Annotated in this window: 18 protein-coding genes; 13 read left to right on the forward strand and 5 right to left on the reverse strand. The window is 40.5% G+C overall.

Annotation, left to right across the window (positions count from 1 at the left end; genetic code table 11):
* Positions 1-251 precede the first annotated feature (251 nt).
* From ttrS to PSF09_RS02015, 11 genes are all read left to right on the forward strand, one after another.
* On the forward strand, positions 252-2009 hold the full coding sequence (ttrS, locus tag PSF09_RS01965; protein ID WP_272665265.1) for a tetrathionate respiration histidine kinase TtrS: 1758 nt from the start codon (positions 252-254) through the stop codon (positions 2007-2009).
* A gap of 126 nt (positions 2010-2135) precedes the next feature.
* Positions 2136-2732 carry a tetrathionate respiration response regulator TtrR gene (gene ttrR / locus PSF09_RS01970; protein WP_109911086.1) on the forward strand — a complete coding sequence of 199 codons (597 nt, stop codon included), beginning with the start codon at positions 2136-2138 and terminating at the stop codon, positions 2730-2732.
* Between the two features lie 58 nt (positions 2733-2790).
* The gene (locus tag PSF09_RS01975; protein ID WP_272665266.1) at positions 2791-3735 is read left to right on the forward strand and encodes a Kdo(2)-lipid IV(A) acyltransferase; all 945 of its coding nucleotides are present in this window, start codon (positions 2791-2793) and stop codon (positions 3733-3735) included.
* 335 nt (positions 3736-4070) lie between these two features.
* Positions 4071-5297, forward strand: coding sequence for a multidrug efflux MFS transporter MdtG (gene mdtG, locus PSF09_RS01980; protein ID WP_272683394.1), 1227 nt, complete (start codon positions 4071-4073; stop codon positions 5295-5297).
* 382 nt (positions 5298-5679) lie between these two features.
* A complete protein-coding gene (locus PSF09_RS01985; protein WP_272683395.1) occupies positions 5680-7209 on the forward strand; it encodes a peptide MFS transporter in 1530 nt (509 codons plus the stop codon).
* 156 nt (positions 7210-7365) lie between these two features.
* On the forward strand, positions 7366-8154 hold the full coding sequence (locus tag PSF09_RS01990; protein WP_272683396.1) for a PhzF family phenazine biosynthesis protein: 789 nt from the start codon (positions 7366-7368) through the stop codon (positions 8152-8154).
* Between the two features lie 271 nt (positions 8155-8425).
* Positions 8426-9844, forward strand: a complete 1419-nt coding sequence (locus tag PSF09_RS01995; protein ID WP_210835166.1) for an NAD(P)/FAD-dependent oxidoreductase — start codon at positions 8426-8428, stop codon at positions 9842-9844.
* Positions 9845-9954: 110 nt separating this feature from the next.
* Complete coding sequence (locus PSF09_RS02000; protein WP_272665271.1) at positions 9955-10311, forward strand: hypothetical protein; 357 nt, start codon at positions 9955-9957, stop codon at positions 10309-10311.
* 223 nt (positions 10312-10534) lie between these two features.
* On the forward strand, positions 10535-10942 hold the full coding sequence (locus PSF09_RS02005) for an acyl-CoA thioesterase (RefSeq protein ID WP_004909747.1): 408 nt from the start codon (positions 10535-10537) through the stop codon (positions 10940-10942).
* Between the two features lie 563 nt (positions 10943-11505).
* Positions 11506-12075 carry a tetratricopeptide repeat protein gene (locus PSF09_RS02010; protein ID WP_210835266.1) on the forward strand — a complete coding sequence of 190 codons (570 nt, stop codon included), beginning with the start codon at positions 11506-11508 and terminating at the stop codon, positions 12073-12075.
* Positions 12076-12274: 199 nt separating this feature from the next.
* Complete coding sequence (locus tag PSF09_RS02015; protein WP_004909739.1) at positions 12275-12712, forward strand: universal stress protein; 438 nt, start codon at positions 12275-12277, stop codon at positions 12710-12712.
* Positions 12713-12907: 195 nt separating this feature from the next.
* On the opposite strand, the gene PSF09_RS02020 is transcribed toward PSF09_RS02015, so the two are convergent.
* Both PSF09_RS02020 and agp read right to left on the reverse strand, forming a co-directional pair.
* Entirely contained in the window at positions 12908-13384 is a 477-nt protein-coding gene (locus tag PSF09_RS02020) for a GNAT family N-acetyltransferase (RefSeq protein WP_272665272.1), read from the reverse strand.
* Positions 13385-13492: 108 nt separating this feature from the next.
* Complete coding sequence (agp, locus tag PSF09_RS02025) at positions 13493-14746, reverse strand: bifunctional glucose-1-phosphatase/inositol phosphatase (RefSeq protein WP_272665273.1); 1254 nt, start codon at positions 14744-14746, stop codon at positions 13493-13495.
* A 220-nt stretch (positions 14747-14966) separates the two neighbouring features.
* On the opposite strand from agp, the gene PSF09_RS02030 reads away from it, so the two are divergent.
* Entirely contained in the window at positions 14967-15407 is a 441-nt protein-coding gene (locus PSF09_RS02030) for a GNAT family N-acetyltransferase (RefSeq protein ID WP_272665274.1), read from the forward strand.
* 2 nt (positions 15408-15409) lie between these two features.
* Positions 15410-15976, forward strand: coding sequence for a GNAT family N-acetyltransferase (locus PSF09_RS02035; protein ID WP_272683397.1), 567 nt, complete (start codon positions 15410-15412; stop codon positions 15974-15976).
* Positions 15977-16219: 243 nt separating this feature from the next.
* On the opposite strand, the gene fdnI is transcribed toward PSF09_RS02035, so the two are convergent.
* From fdnI to fdnG, 3 genes are read right to left on the reverse strand one after another with little or no spacing between them, the layout of a single operon-like run.
* The gene (gene fdnI / locus PSF09_RS02040) at positions 16220-16876 is read right to left on the reverse strand and encodes a formate dehydrogenase-N subunit gamma (RefSeq protein WP_004909726.1); all 657 of its coding nucleotides are present in this window, start codon (positions 16874-16876) and stop codon (positions 16220-16222) included.
* Positions 16869-17756 (reverse strand): formate dehydrogenase subunit beta, encoded by an 888-nt coding sequence (fdxH, locus tag PSF09_RS02045; protein WP_004909723.1) that lies wholly within the window; start codon positions 17754-17756, stop codon positions 16869-16871. Before fdxH ends, fdnI begins: the two co-directional genes overlap by 8 nt.
* 10 nt (positions 17757-17766) lie before the next feature.
* Positions 17767-20814 carry a formate dehydrogenase-N subunit alpha gene (gene fdnG, locus PSF09_RS02050; protein WP_272665276.1) on the reverse strand — a complete coding sequence of 1016 codons (3048 nt, stop codon included), beginning with the start codon at positions 20812-20814 and terminating at the stop codon, positions 17767-17769.
* Positions 20815-20992: the final 178 nt, after the last annotated feature.

Genomic DNA, 20992 nt, shown 5'->3' on the forward strand with positions numbered 1-20992 from the left:
TGGCTCCAGTACTGACATTGCTAATGCGAAAATAAAAGTTATTAATCAATATGTTATTTGTATTACATGCGTTATTGACAATGGGTACAGTCTCGTTAAGATAACCCGTGGAATTGTTATTTCTCTTTAAACCAAATGAGTTATCTTGATAAAACGTGTAGTGCCATTGTAAGAAGTGTGGAGCCGTCGCCCTATTGTGGTTTACCACATACCCGTAGCTAAATTGATCTAACGCAACGAATAACTCAAATATGTTAAAAAAATCGCCTAGGCCGTTGTATCACATACTATTAATCATGCTACTGACGTGCTCTTTGCCTGCAATTTCGGCACAATGGACTATCGGGGTATTAGCCTTGCGCGGGCCGAGTTCCACCCAATCTCATTGGCAACCACTTATTGACACTCTCAATGAGTCTATTCCTGGGGAGCGTTTTACGTTACAACCACTCAATTTAGATGAAATGAAAGAAGCAATTTCCAACCGTAAGATTGATTTTTTGCTGACGAATCCGGCCCAATTTATTCAGTTAGATAACCGCTATCATTTACGTTGGTTGCTCTCCCTTCGTTCTGATGTGGAGCCTAACAGCACGACACGTAATGTTATTGGCAGCTTAATATTAGTTCGCAAAGACAGTGATATTTCAGAAGTTAAAAACTTGATTGGCAAAAAAGTCGGCGCTATCTCGCCGGATGCTTTTGGTGGCTATTTATTAGGTTACAAAGTATTAAGGGATATGGGCTACGATGCGGCTAAAGACTTTAAGATGCAATTTTTAGGCTTTCCTGCTGATGCATTATTATATGCACTGCGTGATGATTCATTATCTGCAGCAATTGTTCCTGTCTGTTTATTAGAAAATATGCATAGTGAAGGGCTGATTGATAAAACACAATTTCGTCCACTAATTCAACATCCAAGCTCTCTGTCTTGTTTAACTAGCACAGAACTGTATCCAAACTGGTCTTTTGCTGCCTTAAGTGAAGTGCCGGACAATTTAGTCGACAAAGTCACCAAAACATTATTATCAACCGATAAAGCCGCCATGCGTTGGGGAGCTCCGGCCTCGGTGACTCAAGTTGAAACTTTGCTCAGGGACGTTAATCAACACCCGCAACAGCGCCAAATCTGGCAAGATATCGTCAGTTGGACCATTCAAAACCAAATCACCCTTAGCCTTGTTGCGTTATTTTTTGTGTTACTTGGCGTTAATCATGTTTGGATTGCCTTTTTGGTTAGGCGCCGTAGCCGCCAATTAGAAGAAGCGCATAACCGCTTACGAGAACAAGAAGCCAATTTACAAAAGGCGCAGCGGTTAAATATTTTGGGGGAAATGGCTTCTGGATTTGCTCATGAATTGAATCAACCCCTGTCTGCAATCCGCCACTATGCCCAAGGGTGTATTCTACGCCTGACTAAAGAGTCTGAAAGCCACCCATTAATTAACGCATTAACGAAAATCGACGACCAAGCTCAACGTGGAGCCGATATCATTCGTAATTTACGCCTCTGGGCGGGTAAACCAAGTCTTGACCCGGCAGTCACCTTGAGCCAACAATCAGTTAAACAGGCCATTAATCATATTTGGCAATTATTGCGTGCAGATCAACACTACCCCGATTCAAGGTTAATTTTACCTGAAACGCCTGACATCTCCCTGATGTTGCCTGATACGTTACTTGAACAATTACTTTCCAATTTAATCAGCAACAGTTTACAAGCAGGGGCAACCCTACTGCATTTCGAGTTCCATTTTTCACAACAGCATTTTTTACTTGTCTTGCAAGACAATGCCGGAGGTATGCCTGCGGGTCAATTAGAGCAAGGGATCACCCCATTTGCTACGACTAAAAAAGAAGGTTTAGGGTTAGGCTTAGTGATTTGCCAGCGTTTGATCCAAAGCCAAGGTGGCGATATTCGTATCGAAAATAACCTGAGTGATGATGGGTTACATGGCCTAATGGTCACTCTCATTTTCAATTATCACAATAAAATCGTGGATTGAGCATGTTTTGCCACGTAATTGATAACATTCACATTAACTATATGTGACAATGGCTTTATTACGATAATCAATACTCATTACATAAAGCACTCTATTTTGTCACCCTCTACACGACGAGGTATATGTATGCCAGTGATCCATCTCGTGGATGATGACCCCGATGTGACGGATGCCTGCCAATTCTTACTCGAAACATTGGGCTATAGCGTTACCGTTTGGAATGACAGTGAAGCATTTATCCAAAATGCGGCATTACACCAAGAAGGCGTGGTGTTATTGGATATGCGCATGCCTAAATTAGATGGTCGGCAAGTTCACCAATACCTTAGAGAGCAACACAGCACATTAGCCGTGATCTTTTTGTCTGGCCATGGGGATATCCCGATGGCGGTAGAACAAGTGAAACTGGGTGCCGTTGATTTTCTACAAAAACCCATTGATAGCCAACAGCTTGCTAAGACCTTAGAGCAAGCTCGCTCACAAACCACTAAAGCCACTGAAGGGTATTTAATTAAGCAGCGCTATGAGACGCTCACCCCTCGTGAAAAAGATATCTGTGGCTATGTGTTGCAAGGCTTAATTAACCGCGAGATTGCGGAGGCAGCCTGTGTTTCTGTGCGCACCGTTGAGGTTCATCGGTCTCGTGTCATGGAGAAAATGGCGGTTCGCAACTTAGCTGAGTTAATGAGCACCATGCAGGCAGTTAACGCTTTAAACGAATAATTTGATATAGTTTAATCATGCCTTTTTATTAATTTATGACTAATATATTCGGATAATAATGATACTAGCTCCAAAATTTCAAAAACGGTTCCTCCACCCTCGTTACTGGCTAACTTGGCTAGGCATTAGCGTATTATATCTTCTTGTTTTATTGCCTTACCCTGTCATTTATTGGATGGGAACTCGTTTAGGTTTATTTTCCAAGCGCTTTTTGAAAAAGCGAGTGAAAGTCGCAGAGCGAAATTTGCAATTATGCTTTCCAGAGATGAGTGAGCAGGAACGGCAGCGCTGCATCGACAAAAACTTTGAATCTGTCGGCATGGGCTTATTTGAAACGGGTATGGCTTGGTTTTGGCCTGATTGGCGCGTTCGTCGCTGGGTCAAGGTCATTGGGGAAGAAAATGCCATTGCAGCTCGCCAAACCGGCAGAGGGATTATCGCGCTCGGCGTTCATTTTTTAACCTTGGAAATCGGTGCTCGTGCCTTTGGTATGTTAAATCCGGGTATTGGTGTGTATCGCGCCAATGATAATGACCTGCTTGATTGGTTACAAACCCGTGGGCGGTTGCGTTCCAATAAATATATGTTGGATCGCAAAGATATGAAAGGCATGGTACGCGACTTAAAAAATGGGGAAATTTTATGGTATGCCCCCGACCATGATTACGGCCCACGCAATAGTACATTTGCTCCTTTATTCGCTGTAGAAAATGCCGCCACGACCAACGGTTCACAAATTATTTTACGCCTGGCTTCCCCTTTAGTGGTGCCTTTTACCCCAAGGCGTTTACCTAACGGTAAAGGTTATGAATTGATCATTCAACCTGCCATTGATGATTTCCCAATTGAAGATAATGTGGCTACCGCAACCATGATGAACCAAATTATCGAAAAGGAAATCCTCAGGGCGCCAGAACAATATATGTGGCTACATCGCCGTTTTAAAACACGCCCTGAAGGGGAACCTTCGTTATACGGGGATTTAGACAAAATCCATCATTAATAATTAGCGTAAGCAGATAAATTATGGCGTAGTTTTTCAACGGCTTTTTATGATGTTTTTCTTGCTGTTTTTTATACTGTTTTCTCTAAATATGGCATGATTTTTCAACTGTTTTTTATAATGCTTTTCTTGCTGTTTTTCATACTGTTTTCTCTAAATATGGCGTGATTTTTCAACTGTTTTTTATGATGCTTTTCTTGCTGTTTTTCATACTGTTTTCCCTAAATAGGCAGAATGAAGCTAACAACGCTGTAGAACTGAATATGACGGGAAAAGTGACTCGGGTAGCTGAATGAAGCCAACAACGCTGTAGAACTGAATATAACGGGAAAATTATGACGGGAAAAACAGAGTATTGGAAACGTAACCTATACGTCGTGTGGTTCGGCTGTTTTTTAACAGGTGCCGCCTTTAGCCTGATCATGCCTTTTCTCCCGTTATATATTGAAGAACTTGGTGTCAAAGACCATGCTTCGTTAAATTTATGGACTGGTGCCGTTTTTAGTATCACCTTCTTATTTTCTGCCATTGCCGCTCCATTTTGGGGGAGATTATCCGATCGCAAAGGGCGAAAATTAATGCTATTGCGATCCGCACTGGGCATGGCGATTGTCATGGTGTTAATCGGCTTTGCGCAGAATATTTGGCAATTATTAGCCTTAAGAGCCATATTAGGTTTATTGGGTGGTTTTGTTCCTAATGCTAACGCGTTGATTGCAACTCAAATCCCCGTGAAAAAAAGCGGCTGGGCTATGGGCGTTCTTGCGACTGGTGCGGTCAGTGGCGCACTTATTGGCCCATTAATCGGCGGTTTTCTTGCTGACCAATATGGCTTACGCCCCGTCTTTTTTATTACCGCAACGGTGCTGTTTATTTGCTTTTTTGTCACGCTCTTTTATGTTAGAGAACGCTTCACGCCGGTTTCTCGCAAAGATGCATTAACGAGCAAACAAGTTTTTGCCTCTCTTCGTAATAAAAATTTAGTCATTAGCCTCTTTTTCACCACTATGATCATCCAAGCCGCAATGGGCTCAATCAACCCTGTCATCACACTCTATGTACGTGACTTATCTAGCTCCCTAGAAAACTTGGCTTTTGTCAGTGGCGTGATAGCCTCCATTCCCGGTGTTGCGGCTTTAATCAGTGCTCCCATGTTAGGTAAACTCAGTGACCGAATAGGCCCTGAAAAAGTTTTACTCGCCGTGCTGGGCGCATCTATTTTTGTATTATTCCCAATGGGGTTGGTAAGTAGTTATTGGGAGTTAGGCTTTCTCCGATTTATGCTTGGGGCACTAAATGCTGCACTATTACCTGCGGTACAAACGTTAATTATCTATAATATTTCTCACCAAGTGACTGGGCGTATTTTCAGCTATAACCAAGCATTACGCGATGTTGGAAACGTGACAGGGCCATTAATGGGCTCCTTTGTCGCTGCCACCTATGGTTTCAGAGCCGTATTCTTTTTCACTGCGGCGTTGGTTCTCTTCAACTTAATTTATTCATGGTTAGTTATCAGGCGCCAATCCGATGGTCTACGCGCTTCCCCGTCCGACCAATAACCCCTTGCTATTTTTTGTACAAAAACCTGATGATTTATACGCTTTATTGTCTCACTTTGCTTAAAATTAAAATTTTAAAGCCTCAACCAATTGATTTTAAATAACTTAATCGATTCAAAATTCTTTCTTTTATTGTCAACTAAAATCCTGTATCTTCCCCTAGCTTATCGTGAGAAATGAGAGTTATATCGACTTTTCACCTTAAAAGTACACCTTTTACAATAAATTCATTCTGTATATAGGTGATTCTATAATAATGTATGTTAAAAATATGTTTCACATACTTATGTTAACATATCAATAACAATTGACATTCAAGCGCACGGCTTGGTGTTTTATATCATGCACAACCTCTCAAGAGAGTATTTATGGGAGTTCACAGATGAACAATTCTGCGACTAAAACAAAAACTTTTTTTGGGCATCCATACCCATTGAGTTCGCTTTTCCTCACAGAAATGTGGGAACGCTTCTCTTTTTACGGAGTTAGACCGTTACTTATCCTATTTATGAGTGCGACATTATTACAAGGCGGAATGGAATTACCCATTGAACAAGCTTCCGCTATTGTCGGTATTTTCGCTGGTGGGGTTTATATCACTTCGTTGCCGGGTGGTTGGTTAGCCGATAACTGGTTAGGCCAGCGCCGCGCGGTTTGGTACGGCTCATTAATTATTGCGTTTGGCCATTTATCCATCGCAATGTCTGCCTTTTTATCAAATACCTTCTTTTTCGTTGGTTTATTACTCATCGTATTAGGTACAGGGTTATTTAAAACCTGTATTACTGTGATGGTAGGAACGCTGTATAAGAAAGAAGATACACGTCGTGATGGCGGTTTCTCTCTGTTCTATATGGGTATTAACATGGGTTCATTTATTGCCCCGTTAATTATTGGTCCACTTCATGAAAAATATGGCTGGCATTTAGGTTTTGGCCTTGGTGGCTTAGGAATGCTGATTGCCCTGTTAATTTTCCGTTTTTACGCTATTCCTCAAATGCGCCGCTATGATAAAGAAGTTGGCCTTGATTCCACATGGAACCGCCCAACGGTTGAGCGCAAAAATGTGGGGAAATGGGTGACCTTTGCCATGGTATTATTGGCCATATTGGTTGTCTTGATTGATAATGGTACGATTCCATTTAATGCCTCCATCATCGCGAAAAGCTCTGCTTATGTTATCTCGACCTGTGTAGGCATCTATTTTTTATTTATGTTCTTCCTTGGCGGTTTAAACAGCAGCGAGCGTTCTCGCTTACTGGCTTGCTTAATTTTACTGATTGCAGCCGCATTCTTCTGGTCCGCTTTTGAGCAAAAACCGACTTCATTTAATATCTTTGCTCGCGACTATACTGACCGCCAAATGGGCAGTTTTGAAATCCCAACCATTTGGTTCCAATCAATCAATGCGTTGTTCATTATATTGTTAGCCCCAGTATTTAGTTGGTTCTGGCCTTCTCTGGCTAAACGTAATATGAACCCAAGCAGCATGACCAAGTTCGTGATTGGTATCTTATTTGCTGCAGGTGGCTTTGCTATCATGATGGTGGCAGCAAACCAAGTGCTTGCAACACAAAGTGGCGTTTCCCCTTTCTGGCTAGTTGGCAGTATCTTATTACTGACATTAGGAGAACTGTGCTTGAGCCCTATCGGGTTGGCAACAATGACCTTACTCGCACCACAAAAAATGCGTGGTCAAGTGATGGGTCTATGGTTCTGTGCAAGTGCGTTGGGTAACCTTGCCGCAGGTATTATGGGTGGTAACATCCGTAAAGACCAATTGGATTCAATGCCTGAGCTATTCTCCCATGTCTCTATTGCACTGGTGATCTGTGCCGTCGTATTGGCAGCATTGATTATCCCTGTCAGGAAAATGCTCAAAAACGCAGATAAAAATGAAGCAGATGCTTAATAACGCGGATTAATTGTCTTTTATCCGGTAGCAACCCACACGCTACCGGATCTCCCCCAGTTTCATTAGCCACCTAATAATTTGCTTATTATATTTCATAAAATAGGCGCTATACTGGCCTATCATCATCCCATAATGACTCTTGGAAACCCTATAATGAGCCTCTCTGCTCCCATTTACTATGTTGATGCTTTTACAGATACCCTTTTTCACGGTAATCCCGCAGCGATTGTATTACTCGATAACTGGTTATCAGATGAACAGCTAATTGCAATTGCCGCAGAAGTAAATTTATCAGAAACCGCATTTTTAGTCGGCCGCCATATTCGATGGTTCACCCCTAAAGTCGAAGTAAAATTATGTGGTCATGCAACACTTGCCGCAGCCTTTGTGTTAAACCATGTGCTCCAACAGAACATTCATCCTTTAACATTTAGCTCTTTATCAGGTGAGTTGGTTGTGACACAAAATGCCCAAGGGTTTACACTCGATTTTCCAATTATTGAATCTGTACAAAGTCATCCAGACCAATATCCACACCTCGCTGACATCCTTGGAGTTAAAATCAAAGAGCTTTGGATAGCGAAAGACCGTTACCTGTGTTTTCTTGAAAGTGCAGAACTCGTTCAAAACTGCCAGCCAGATATGCTAAAGCTTTCACAGCTTTCTCTACCTGGATTAACAATTACAGCAGAAAGTGCTAATAGCGATTATGACTTTGTTTCTCGTTATTTTGCCCCTGCAAAAGGGGTTGATGAAGACCCTGTAACAGGCACTTCACATTGTGCCATTGCACCAATATGGGCAGAACGACTGAATAAAAAGCAATTAGTTGGTCATCAGATCTCATTACGCGGAGGAGTGATTCATTGCGAGCTAACCTCTGATCGAGTAAAACTAACGGGTAATGCCGTTTTGTTCCTAACTGGCCAAATCCACCTTTAAGCTTTATAAATCAAAAGATTAAAATAAAAGCCATTTTTTTTAATTTGTTTCCCTTCCTTAAATTCCGCCAGTGCCATTATTTTTCTTGAAATATTGGCACTCATTTCATACTAGAAAAAAATTTTTTAACATTTAACTAAAAATTTTAATTCCAGCTCAATTTAGTTTACAATTATAATCATTATTAAAGATATAATTACAATTATAAATATTTCTAATTGAAGCTTTGGTCAATTGTGAAAAACTCATTCGATATAAGGAACTTAATAAAATGGCTATTACTAGAAGAAAATTTTTGATTGGTGGTGGCGTTGTTGCCGTTGCCGCAGGAGCCGGAATTTTAACTCCAATGTTAACTCGTGAAGGTCGATTTGTTCCTGGTAAACCGCGACATGGTTTTGTCGCAGGAACAGAAGGCCCTCTACCACAGCAAGCTGACGTCGTTGTTATTGGTGCTGGAATTCTAGGAATTATGACAGCAATTGAACTGGTTGGACGCGGTTTAGATGTTGTTATTGTTGAAAAAGGTAACATTGCAGGCGAGCAATCATCCCGCTTCTACGGCCAAGTTATCACGTATAAAATGCCAGATGAAACCTTCTTACTCCACCACTTAGGAAAACAACGCTGGAGAGAGATGAACGCGAAAGTCGGTGCAGATACTAGCTATCGTACTCAAGGTCGTGTTGAAGTTCCTCTTGATGAAGAAGATTTAGTTAACGTCAGAGAGTGGATTGATACTCGCAGTAAAAACGTTGGTTCAGATATTCCATTCAAAACACGCATCATTGAAGGTGCTGAACTCAACCAACGTTTAAATGGTGCACAATCTAAATGGACCATCGCAGGTTTTGAAGAAGACTCCGGTAGCTTAGATGCTGAAATTGCGACCTTCGTCATGGCAGATTATGCGAAAAAATTAGGTATCAAAATTTATACTAACTGTGCTGCTAGAGGCTTAGAAACACAAGCAGGCGTTATTTCTGATGTCGTCACCGAGAAAGGACCTATTAAAACCTCGCGTGTTGTTGTTGCAGGTGGAGTCTGGTCAAGACTGTTTATGCAAAACTTAGGCGTTGATGTCCCAACATTACCGGCTTATCAATCTCAGCAACTGATCACCGGTTCACCAACTGCACCAGGTGGTAACGTTGCTTTACCAGGCAATATTTTCTTCCGTGAACAAGCGGATGGTACCTACGCAACATCCCCTCGCGTGATTGTTGCTCCGGTTGTTAAAGACTCCTTCGTCTATGGCTACAAATACATTCCACTGCTATCGATGCCAGATTTCCCTGTCCATATTTCATTAAATGAACAGTTAATTAATTCATTTACTGAACCAACAAGCTGGAAACTGGATGAAGTTTCACCATTCGAAAAACACAGAAATATGACTGCGTTACCTGACTTGCCTGAGCTGAATGCATCATTTGAAAAATTAAAAACAGAATTCCCTGCATTTAAGGATTCTAAACTGATTGACCAATGGAGTGGTGCTATGGCCATCGCACCAGATGAGCACCCAATCATTTCTCAAGTCAATGAATACCCAGGTCTAGTTATCAATACTGCGACAGGCTGGGGAATGACAGAAAGCCCTGTTTCTTCCGAGCTCACCGCTGACTTGTTATTAGGCAAAGAACCCTCACTGAATGTGAAACCATTTAGTCTGTACAGATTTAGTTAATATGTGTTTGTAAAATTTGCTCACAAAAACCCTTCAATATGAAGGGTTTTTTTATTGCCTATTGTGGCTCTATTGCTTAGTATTCGAGACTTAAATCAAATGGAGTGATTATGAATAAATTACTATTGGCAATAGCGATTTCACTGTTAAGTGCCACAGCTTTCGCTGAAAAAAGTTACACCGTAGAGCAATTAGAGGACATGATTGCTGATAACAATAAACCACAAATTGCAGCCCCTGTTTTAGATGGTTCTATCGCAAAAGACGATTTCCCAACGTGTAAATCAGGGTTAATCGAGTGGCTTGAAGGCGTTGAAAAATACCCTGTTACCATTGAAAAAGATCTTGATGGCGAAGATTTTTCTGCCACTATCTGGGCTGAATCTAAAGCGTTTTTAGTTTCTTGTGTTAAAAGTGGCAACAATGCAAAAGCTGTTCGTATGAGTGCAGAGTATTTAGATAATTAATTCCATACCCCATTATAATTTAAAGGCTCATAATTTGAACTTTGGGCCTTTAATATTCCCTTTTTGATTTTAGCTACAGCTGACATTCTCAAAAATCCCCCTGCCGGAACGATTCACTTCACATTTATTGCTGAATTAGTTTGAAATGAGTATTACACTTAGCCTTTAACATTATTGCTTTTAACAATTACTAGCATACTAAGTAACAATTGTAAGGTAGACCATGAGTTCCATCGCAGACGATGTCATCACACAAAAAATTGAGCAATCCATTTCTCGCGTCTCTAAAGTGGTATTTCCAACAACAACGAACCACCACAGCACCCTATTTGGCGGTACTGCTCTCGCTTGGATGGATGAGGTTTCTTTTATTACCGCAACACGGTTTAGCCGTAAGCGCCTCGTTACGGTCTCCACTGAAAAAATTAATTTTACTCATCCAATCCCTTCAGGAACCATTGTTGAGTTGGTGGGTAAAGTCATTCGAGTTGGAAGAACCAGTTTGACGGTCAATGTATCGATTTTTTTAGAAGATATGTATTCCGAAGGTCGTGAAGAAGTGATACATGGCCAGTTTAATTTTGTTGCAATTGATGACAATGGCAAACCTACCCCACTATTTGAGTCATAAGCTTTTTTAAGCCATCAACATAAAGGTTTTGTTTATATTGCTAAAGGTGTGAATTCTGTAAATTTTAATTCACACCTTTCTAATAACACATCAGCCCGCCCTTATTTAATTCACTTTTCTCACTTCTGATGTGTTTTATATCGAAAATTTATTCGTATTAAATGTTTTTATAAAATAATCCCCCTAACGCCTTAAACCACACTTAAAATATCAACTAATATTCCATTCCCTTATCTTTTCATTTGCCTGGTATGACTTCTTAATCATTTTTCTTATTAATATCTTGTTACAACAAACACATAACGTGGCTAAAAGATAGGAAATCCCATACACTATATATTGTATATTTTTATTATATATTGATATTTTTAAATTAAAATCGTAGAGTATAGATGATGCCAATAACTCTAAAAATGCGTAAACCTCTCAGGCTTATAGCTTATTTTATATTACGTATTTTGATGTAAACTTTTCTTTATGTAATACACTTTGTTGGTAATAAATCTCATTGAAACATTTTATTAAAAATAGAAATAAACAACGCTAAAATAAGATATCAAATTATGCTTAGAATTCTTTCATTTATTATTTTATGTGCCTTTTCAATTAACCTAAGTGTCGCTGCGGTTCCCAAAGAAACTATCAAACGTATCGAACAGGAAGCACAAAAAGGCGATGTAAAAGCGCAAGTCATGTTGGGAATTGGCTATTATCTTGGGAATGAGCTTAAACAGGACTATGGTAAAGCAAAAAAATGGTTAACGATGGCATCGAATAAGGGCAATTCTGATGCTCAGTTGTTTCTAGGGGACATGTATTTAAATGGTAATGGCGTTGAGGCTAACCTTGAAACAGCGATGGATCTATTCGAAAAATCAGCCAATAAAGGCAATGTTGAAGCCCAAAATTATATGGGCCAGTTTTACTATCAAGGTATTGGTGTAAAACAAAATTATATTACGGCTTTTGAATGGTTCAAAAAATCTGCTGATAAAAAATTTCCACCCGCACAATACCAAGTCGGTAGAATGCTAGAAAGTGGTGAAGGAATTGAAATCAATGAAAAATCTGCAGCTGAATATCTAGCTCAAGCCTGCAAAGCTGGCTTAAAAGAAGCTTGCGTAAAAAAATAAATCTACCCCAATATTTCCTGCATTTTACCTGATGTTATTCATTATAATGGCATCAGGTCCCCCTCTTTTTTTGATGAAAAATCTTATTACGGCTACTTGCTCACACCCTTCCACCAATAAATTCATTACTATTAATAATCAATTTCACAATGTATGATATTGTTCTAAACTTATAATATAAAAGAGAAAGGGAGATATTATGTACAATACAATTTTAGTTCCGATCGATGTAACCGAAGATGCTCTCACTAATTTATTAGTTCCTCATGTTAATTCGCTACAAAAATTGAATGATGCAACAGTGCACTTTCTTGCCGTAACCGCACCAATTTCAAACTACTTACGCTATGGTGGCACCATCTTACCAGGGGACTTCCCTGACGATGAAAAGCAAGCTGAAATTATTCTTACCGAATTAAAAGAAAAAATTAAACTATTTGATATCCCAGCAGATAAAATAAAGGCGAAAGCAACCGTTGGTTCTGTTAAAGACGAAATTTTGGCAACCGCAGAAGATATCAACGCCGATATTATTTTATTAGGCTCACGCCGCCCGAGTATGTCAACCTATTTGCTGGGTTCTAATGCCGCCTCAGTAGTTCGTTATGCAAAAACCAGTGTATTAGTGGTTAGATAATAAAGACTAAAGTACTATTTGAAGCTTAAGCAAACCCATTTTACAAATAAAAGGTTTAGCCTTAATGATTGTTACAAAAAACAGCAAAGACATACACTTTATAGGGCTATTTATGTGTTCATTTAGGGTAAATTAAAGGCTCATAAACATTTTCGTGATTTTCACGCCCTGCTTTTTTAGCGGGGTTTTTTTATGCTATAAAACTGATGAATGGCTTAATCTATAACGCTTAAAAGGAATACCATCAAAATCAACAATGAGTTCTTCAGTAAAACCATAACGTAAAATCGCGGATATCTTCTTGCGAGTTAACGGTAAATGTATTGTAACTGACTCAACCTTCAGTGATGTAAAAGCTTTATTAATAATATTCTTAACAATAGATTTTCCCTTTCCCCAAAACTTAGGATGTAACACTAAAGCTAAATCTGCATCACCCGCTTCATTTTGTAACCCTCCCCAGCCGGCAAATTGGTCATCAATCATAATGGCCCATACTCCATAGCCATGTTGCTCCCAATGCAGCTTTTTTCCTGCGACCCACTGCTGGCAGGCCTGTTCATCGAAATGGCTGCTCCCTAAAGGCATATGTTCAAGTACAGCTGGATGAGTATTCAATGCGATAAGATCTGCGGTAGCAATTTGATTTAGCTGAAAAAACTGAATAGGCATAGTGACTATTTTGTCCACATAAGATATTAATAAACCCAATATATAATTTCGCTATCTTCCCAAAAAATGATGCCCTACTCAAGTTAGTAGGGCATCAATATACCGTGATTACTGTTCTAAGGCTGTCGCCATGACTTTTTGAAAATCTTCCCAATAACAATAGCCGCTTTTATCAATTGGGCACCCTTTTAGCTCTAATGTGACATGTTTAGGCGGTGTTTGTAATGATAAATATGTATTATCCCTAAGCTGGTCTGCAGTTTGGTAGACATATTCTACTTTCATAAAATCTTTATTTGCTTGCTTATCAGTCCAGCGTTGGAACACCAATTTACCCCCAATCGGGGTATGTTCATACTGCTCTGGTAATTGATACGGTTTAAAATCCATTGCTGACATTAGTGACGCAATATTCGAGTCATGACCGACTAAGAATATAAATTTTGCTGTTTCTCCTTTATCGACCGAAACAAAGCCTTTATCGATATAATTGAGTATTGGATGAGCAACATTTTTTGCAATGATTTTTGGCGTAAATAACGTTTCTTGGTAAGCATTTTTTAACGTATTCAGTTTTTTCCATTTTTCAGGGGTATTCACAAGCCCCCAAGCCACTTCATTTGCAGGAAACCCTTCATAATATTGAAGGTCTATCGCATCCACCGCTGAATTTGCAATTTTTAATGGACCACTAACGCCCGGTTCTTTTTCGGCTTCAATAATAAAGCTGTTTTTTGGGCTATTTAAATTACATAATTTGTCTGTTTTACATTTTTGAGAATCTTGAATATTCAGTACACTATCTAACTCTTCATAACCCGCAGTCAGTGATAGCCCTTTAAAATATTGCTCCATCTCAGCGAGAGCCTGCTGTTTAAATTCAGGGGAGGCATTGGTAATAATTGGGTTAAAAACAGGGTCCATTTTACCAATTTCAGGCTGATGATGAATACTTACCTTGCATCCTGGAAATGCGCCTGCAGCAAAGAATTGGGCAGTTGCTATCGTTCTTTGGAGACTATTTGTATAAAGATATACATCCTCATTACTTGTTGGACACAGTTCATCTGCAAGTAATTTGTTTTGGTCGATCCACTCCCTAAAATAATGCCCCATGTAGACTTCAAGTGCGCCGCCTTTAGTAGTGAGATAACCACTTTGTGCATCCCATGCAGGCCATTTTTTATCAGTTACTTCAGTAAGAATACCGGTATTTACGATAGGTGTACGTAAATTATGGCGGCTAAGGACTAAAACTTGATCTAAAACCATATCTGTTTTGCTATCTGTACTCGCTAATACAGGTGCAATAGGTGTTAATAATGCCGTAGATAAACAGAGAGTTAGCAATTTATATTTCATTAATATACCCCTACAATTAAAGCAACAAAGAAAAATACGTTCATCGCTATACAAAGAACTCAGCGAACAATCACACCGCAACTTATCTAATAATGACGAAGTTGACTTTTTTTTCTGCGATAAATATCTCAAAAACAACCTTAAGGTAAACTAAAAACAAACGATTGACATAAAAAAACGAGAAGTTAAGATTTTCCAGTCAATACACGGAGATAATATAATGATAGTCCAAAGCGCAACACGTGCACACGATGATGATATTATTCGTGTTTGGGAGTCTTCAGTGAGAGCAACTCACCATTTTTTAACTGAAGAAAAAATTGCTGAACTAAAAATTGCTATCAAAGATATTTATTTACCGCATTTAGCTGTTTTTGTGACATTCGATAGCGTAGGCAATATGACCGGTTTTCTAGGGTGCGATAAACACCGCCTTGAAATGTTGTTTATTTCCCAAGAAAGTAGAGGCCAAGGTACAGGGAAAAAACTGCTTCAATATGCCATTGATACCTTAGGCATTACTGAGTTGGATGTTAACGAACAAAATCCTCAAGCTATCGGGTTCTATCAACATATGGGTTTTACACAATATGCACGTTCTGAATTAGACGGCGAAGGTAATCCATTCCCTATTCTTCATATGCGTCTTGATAAGAAGTAGTTATGAAAATCATTGAATTAGAAACAACGCGTTTACGGCTGCGTGGATGGCAAGAAGAAGACAAGCAATTACTTTACCAAATGAATAGCCATCCCGATGTCATGCATTATTTTCCTTCGGTGCTTAATGAGCAGCAAAATGCACAATTTATGCAAACCATCATAGATAAATTTACTCAACAAGGGGAATGGGGATTATGGGCTGTTGAATTAAAATCCAATAAACAATTCATTGGGTTTATCGGCTTAAATATTCCTTCAGCAACACTCCCTTTTTCACCTTGTGTCGAATTAAGTTGGCGTTTGTTACCGGAATATTGGCATCATGGCTACGCCACTGAAGGAGCGAGTCGTGTCATCGAATACGCTTTTGATAAACTAAATCTGCCCGAACTGGTTGCATTTACGGCAGTGGTTAATTCACCATCAGAATCCGTAATGAAAAGACTAGGAATGATAAAACAACTAAATAACTTTTATCACCCAGCACTCCCTGATGGCCATTGGTTGCAAGAGCATGTGTTGTATCGCATCAAGGCCAGTGACTTTTTAAACAAGTCTCATCAATAAGAAACTATTCAGACAAAAATGCCCACAAAAAAGCCATCACAATGTGATGGCTCAGATTTGCAGCCAAACATATTATGTTTAGCCGCAAATCTAATAGGTTTTGAAAATAGATTAGGAAAATCAATTTATTGATTTTCGGCTGATAACACAAAGCGGGAAAAACCACGCTTTTATCCCGCTTTGTCAACAAACTAAGCCATCACAATGTGATGGCTTAATGTTATTTAGCACCTACTGCGTAAATTATTTTTTACTTTCAGCTTCGGCTTTGGCTTCTTTCGCTTCTACATCACGGTACCAACGAGGGTGATGTTTTCGCGCCCAACGGCGGCTAACTTTCCCTTCGATCATTCCGTTGATTGAACCTTTAACCCAGAATGCCATGTACATATGAATTAAAATGGCATGGATCAATACAATCGCAGCAACGGCATGAATCAATAACCCCCACCGCACAACCCACATTGGGAATAAATGTGCAAAATAAGGGCGCCAAATGATAATACCAGTTATCAAGAGCACAAAAATCAGGCTCATGATGCTCCAGAACATCATTTTTTGACCGGCGTTATATTTACCGACATCAGCCACTTCATGTTCATTACCCTTCAATACTTCGACAATATTTTTAATCCAAGGTAAGTCTTGCTTATCTGGAATATTGTGTTTCACAAAGCGAACAAACATAAACATCAGCACGACGAAAATCAACACACCAAAAAAGGGATGTAAAATCCGTCCCATTTGCGGCGTACCAAAGGTTTCCGTCAACCATTTCAATGTTGGGAAAAATAACGCGATCCCCGACAAAGCAACCAAGAAGAAGCTGATGACAACCGTCCAGTGACACGCGCGATCAATAAACTTTGTCCGCACAATCATTTTGCTTTTCTTACTCATGGTCATCTTTCTCCTCTTCATCACTCACTTCTTTGTTTGGACCAATTCCCACATAGTGGAAAATCAACCCTGCAAAGGTCGCGATAAATCCAACGACAGAAAGTGGTTTCAAGATGCCCTGCCACAGATTGATTGGTGTATCAATTTGTGGGTCTTTAGGCAGGCCATGATACAGTTCAGGTTTGTCAGCATGGTGAAGCACATAAACAACATGCGTACCACCCACACCTTCAGGATCATAAATTCCCGCTTGCGCATATCCCCGATTTTGTAATTTCGTTACGCGCTCTGCACCGTATTCCAACATTTCTTTTTTCGTACCGAAACGGATAGCCCCCGTTGGACAGGTTTTCACACATGCTGGCTCTTGACCAACACTCACCCTATCAACACACAAAGTACACTTGTACACTCGATTGTCTTTTGGATTTAATCGAGGAATGTTGAATGGGCAACCTGCGATACAATAACCACAACCAATACAGTGCTCTGATTGAAAATCCACAATACCATTTGCGTACTGAATGATTGCTCCTGCTGATGGGCAAGATTTCAAACATCCTGGGTCGGTACAGTGCATACAGCCATCTTTGCGGATCAACCACTCTAGTTTACCCATTTCAGTGGTTTCGCTAAAACGCATCACCGTCCATGATTTTGCGCTTAAATCCGTTGGGTTATCATAAACTCCAACGCAATGGCCAACTTCATCACGGATATCATTCCACTCAGAACATGCCACTTGACAAGCTTTACAGCCGATACAAGACGACACATCAATGAGCTTACAGACTTCAAGCTTATCATCACGCGCTTGTGGCGGAGGCGTAATGCTATTGGTCGCGGAACGTTTAATAATGTCTTGAGATTGCATGGACATGTTCCCTCCCTTACGCCTTCTCAATGTTAACTAAGAATGCCTTATACTCAGGTGTCTGAGAGTTAGCATCGCCGACAGACGGCGTTAACGTATTGGTGATAAACCCTTTTTGAGTCGCACCTTCAAAGCCCCAGTGAATAGGTAGTCCAACTGTTTCAATTGGTTTTCCATCCACCATCAGCGTTTGTAATCGAGGAGTGACAACCGCAACTGCCTTGATAAACCCACGTTTACTGCTGACTTTGACCTTATCGCCTAACGCAATTCCTTTGGCTTTCGCTAATGTTTCGCTGATTTCAACAAATTGCTCTGGCTGGGCAATCGCGTTCAAGCGAGCATGCTTGGTCCATGTGTGGAAATGCTCTGTTAAACGGTATGTAGTTCCGACATAAGGGAAATCTTTGTGGTCACCAAGACGTTTCTTGTCTTCATCAAAAATCCGCGCCGCTGGGTTAGAAACTACATTCGGGTGCAACGGGTTAGTGCCAAGTGGTGTTTCAAATGGCTCATAGTGCTCAGGGAATGGCCCTTCTGCCATCTTATCGATAGCAAATAAACGACCTAAACCTTCTGGTTGCATGATGAATGGCCCAGTTCCTACTTCAGGAGCAGAAGCATTAAAGTCAGGAATATCATTACCGACCCATTTTTTACCATTCCACTCGATAAGCATGCGGTCTTTATTCCACGGTTTACCTTGGGTGTCACAAGAAGCTCGGTTATAGATCACACGGCGGTTCAGAGGCCATGCCCATGCCCAACCCAGTGTGTTACCGATTCCGGATGGGTCGCTATTATCACGATTTGCCATCTGGTTGCCTTTCTCAGTCCAACTACCGGTATAAATCCAGCAAGAAGACGCCGTTGAACCATCTGCACGCAATAAAGCAAATGAGCTGAGTAGCTCGCCTTTTTTCGCTTGTAAATTGCCGTCGGCATCATAAAGATCAACCAGCGCAACACCGTTGTTTTCTTTCGCCACTTCTTCTGATTCAGGATGGAATTGCTGCTTATAATTCCATTTCATTTGCATCAGAGGATCTTGGCCTTGGCCGCCTTCTTTTTCATACAATTCACGGATCTTATACAGAATACCGGTCAATATTTGGCCATCGTTACGCGCTTCGCCTGGAGCATCTGCCGCTTGCCAGTGCCATTGTAACCAACGGCCTGAGTTGGCTATCGAACCATCTTCTTCCGCAAAACAAGTGGATGGTAAACGGAACACTTCGGTTTGAATCGAAGCCGTATCAACGTCATTCATCTCACCATGATTTTGCCAGAAATTAGCCGTTTCAGTGACTAATGGGTCGACAACAATCAGGTACTTCAGTTTACTAAGGCAGCTAACCACTTTATTTTTATCAGGGAATGACGCTACTGGGTTAAACCCTTGACAGATATAGCCAGTCACTTGGTCCTTGCTCATCATGTCAAAATACTTCATTACATCATAAGCTTGGTCCCATTTAGGTAACCAGTCATAACCCCATTGGTTCTCAGCTTGAGCGGAATCCCCATAGAAAGACTTCATCAAACTCACGAAGAACTTAGGATAGTTGCTCCAAAAATTCACCTGATTTGGCAATGTTGCTTTTGGCGTATTCGCAGTAAGGTAGCTTTCAATGTTCTGATGTTTTTCAGAAGGTAGTGTCAGGTAACCTGGCAAACTGGTTGATAGTAACCCTAAATCTGTTAAGCCTTGAATATTCGAGTGCCCGCGTAACGCGTTCACACCACCACCAGCAACCCCCATGTTACCTAGCAGTAACTGGATCATAGCCATGGTACGAATATTTTGTGCGCCAACAGTATGTTGTGTCCAACCTAACGCATACAAGAAAGTCCCGGCTTTGTCTGCCGCGCTTGTTGTCGCTAAGATTTCACAAACCTTCAAGAAGTCTGCTTTTGGTGTTCCACAAATTTGTTCAACAATATCAGGTGTATAACGTGACACGTGCTTGTGAAGTAAATTCCACACGCAACGTGGGTCTTGTAATGTGTCATCGCGTAATGCGTGACCATTTTCATCAAACTTATAATTCCAGCTGGTTTTGTCATAACTGCGCTTATCAGCGTCATAACCACTAAATAAGCCATCGTTAAAATCAAAATCATCTCTAACAATCAACGATGCATTAGTGTAGTTCTGAACATATTCAGCATTAATTTTTTGATTTTCAATCAGGTACAGCAAAACGCCCGATAAAAAGGTAATATCGGTACCTGAACGGATTGGGACATAATGGTCAGCAACTGATGCGGTACGCGTAAAACGCGGGTCTATGACAATCAGTGTGGCATCATTATTATTTTTCGCTTCAATTGCCCAGCGGAACCCAACAGGGTGTGCTTCCGCAGCATTACCGCCCATAACGACGACAACATCGGCATTTTTGATATCAACCCAGTGGTTGGTCATCGCACCGCGACCAAATGTTGGAGCAAGACTTGCTACCGTTGGTCCGTGTCAGACACGCGCTTGGTTATCAACCGCTAGCATACCTAGCGATCTGGCGAATTTTTGTGTCAACATTCCCGTTTCGTTACTGGCAGCAGATGCACAAAGCATCCCTGTTGATAACCAACGGTTTACCATTGTTCCTTCCGCATTTTTTTCGATGAAATTCGCATCGCGATCATCTTTCATCAAGCGTGCAATGCGGGTGAAAGCATCATTCCAACTAATGCGTTCCCACTTATCAGAGCCTGGCGCTCTATATTCAGGATAACGTAAACGATTTTCGCTTTGGATATAATCGAGCAGGCCAGCCCCTTTAGGGCATAAAGCACCACGGTTTACCGGGTGGTCTGAGTCACCTTCGACATGGAATATCGCGGATTTAGCATTCATGGCGCCATCGCCCATGCTATATATTAGTAATCCACAACCGACAGAACAGTAGGTACAAGTATTACGCGTCTCTTTAGAGCGAAGTAATTTATATTCACGTACATTAGCTATTGCCATTCCAGGCATAAAACCTAACGCAGCTACAGTTGTACCTGCCATCCCGCCAGCGCAGATTTTAAAAAACTTTCTGCGACTAACGTTCATTGCTACCTCTTTATATTTTTTGTATAAATCGATGAGAGAATAGCAGCCTAATATGATTAGATATTGCCTAAAATCAATGAAAGTGAAAATAAAAGTTTAATTAATATTAACTGAGTAGTTAAACATCAATTAAAATTACTACCAATAGAGTATTTATTGTTAAATTGATTTGGATCAA

Origin of the sequence: Providencia sp. PROV141 (assembly GCF_028481645.1) — a bacterium.
GTDB lineage: Bacteria > Pseudomonadota > Gammaproteobacteria > Enterobacterales > Enterobacteriaceae > Providencia > Providencia rettgeri.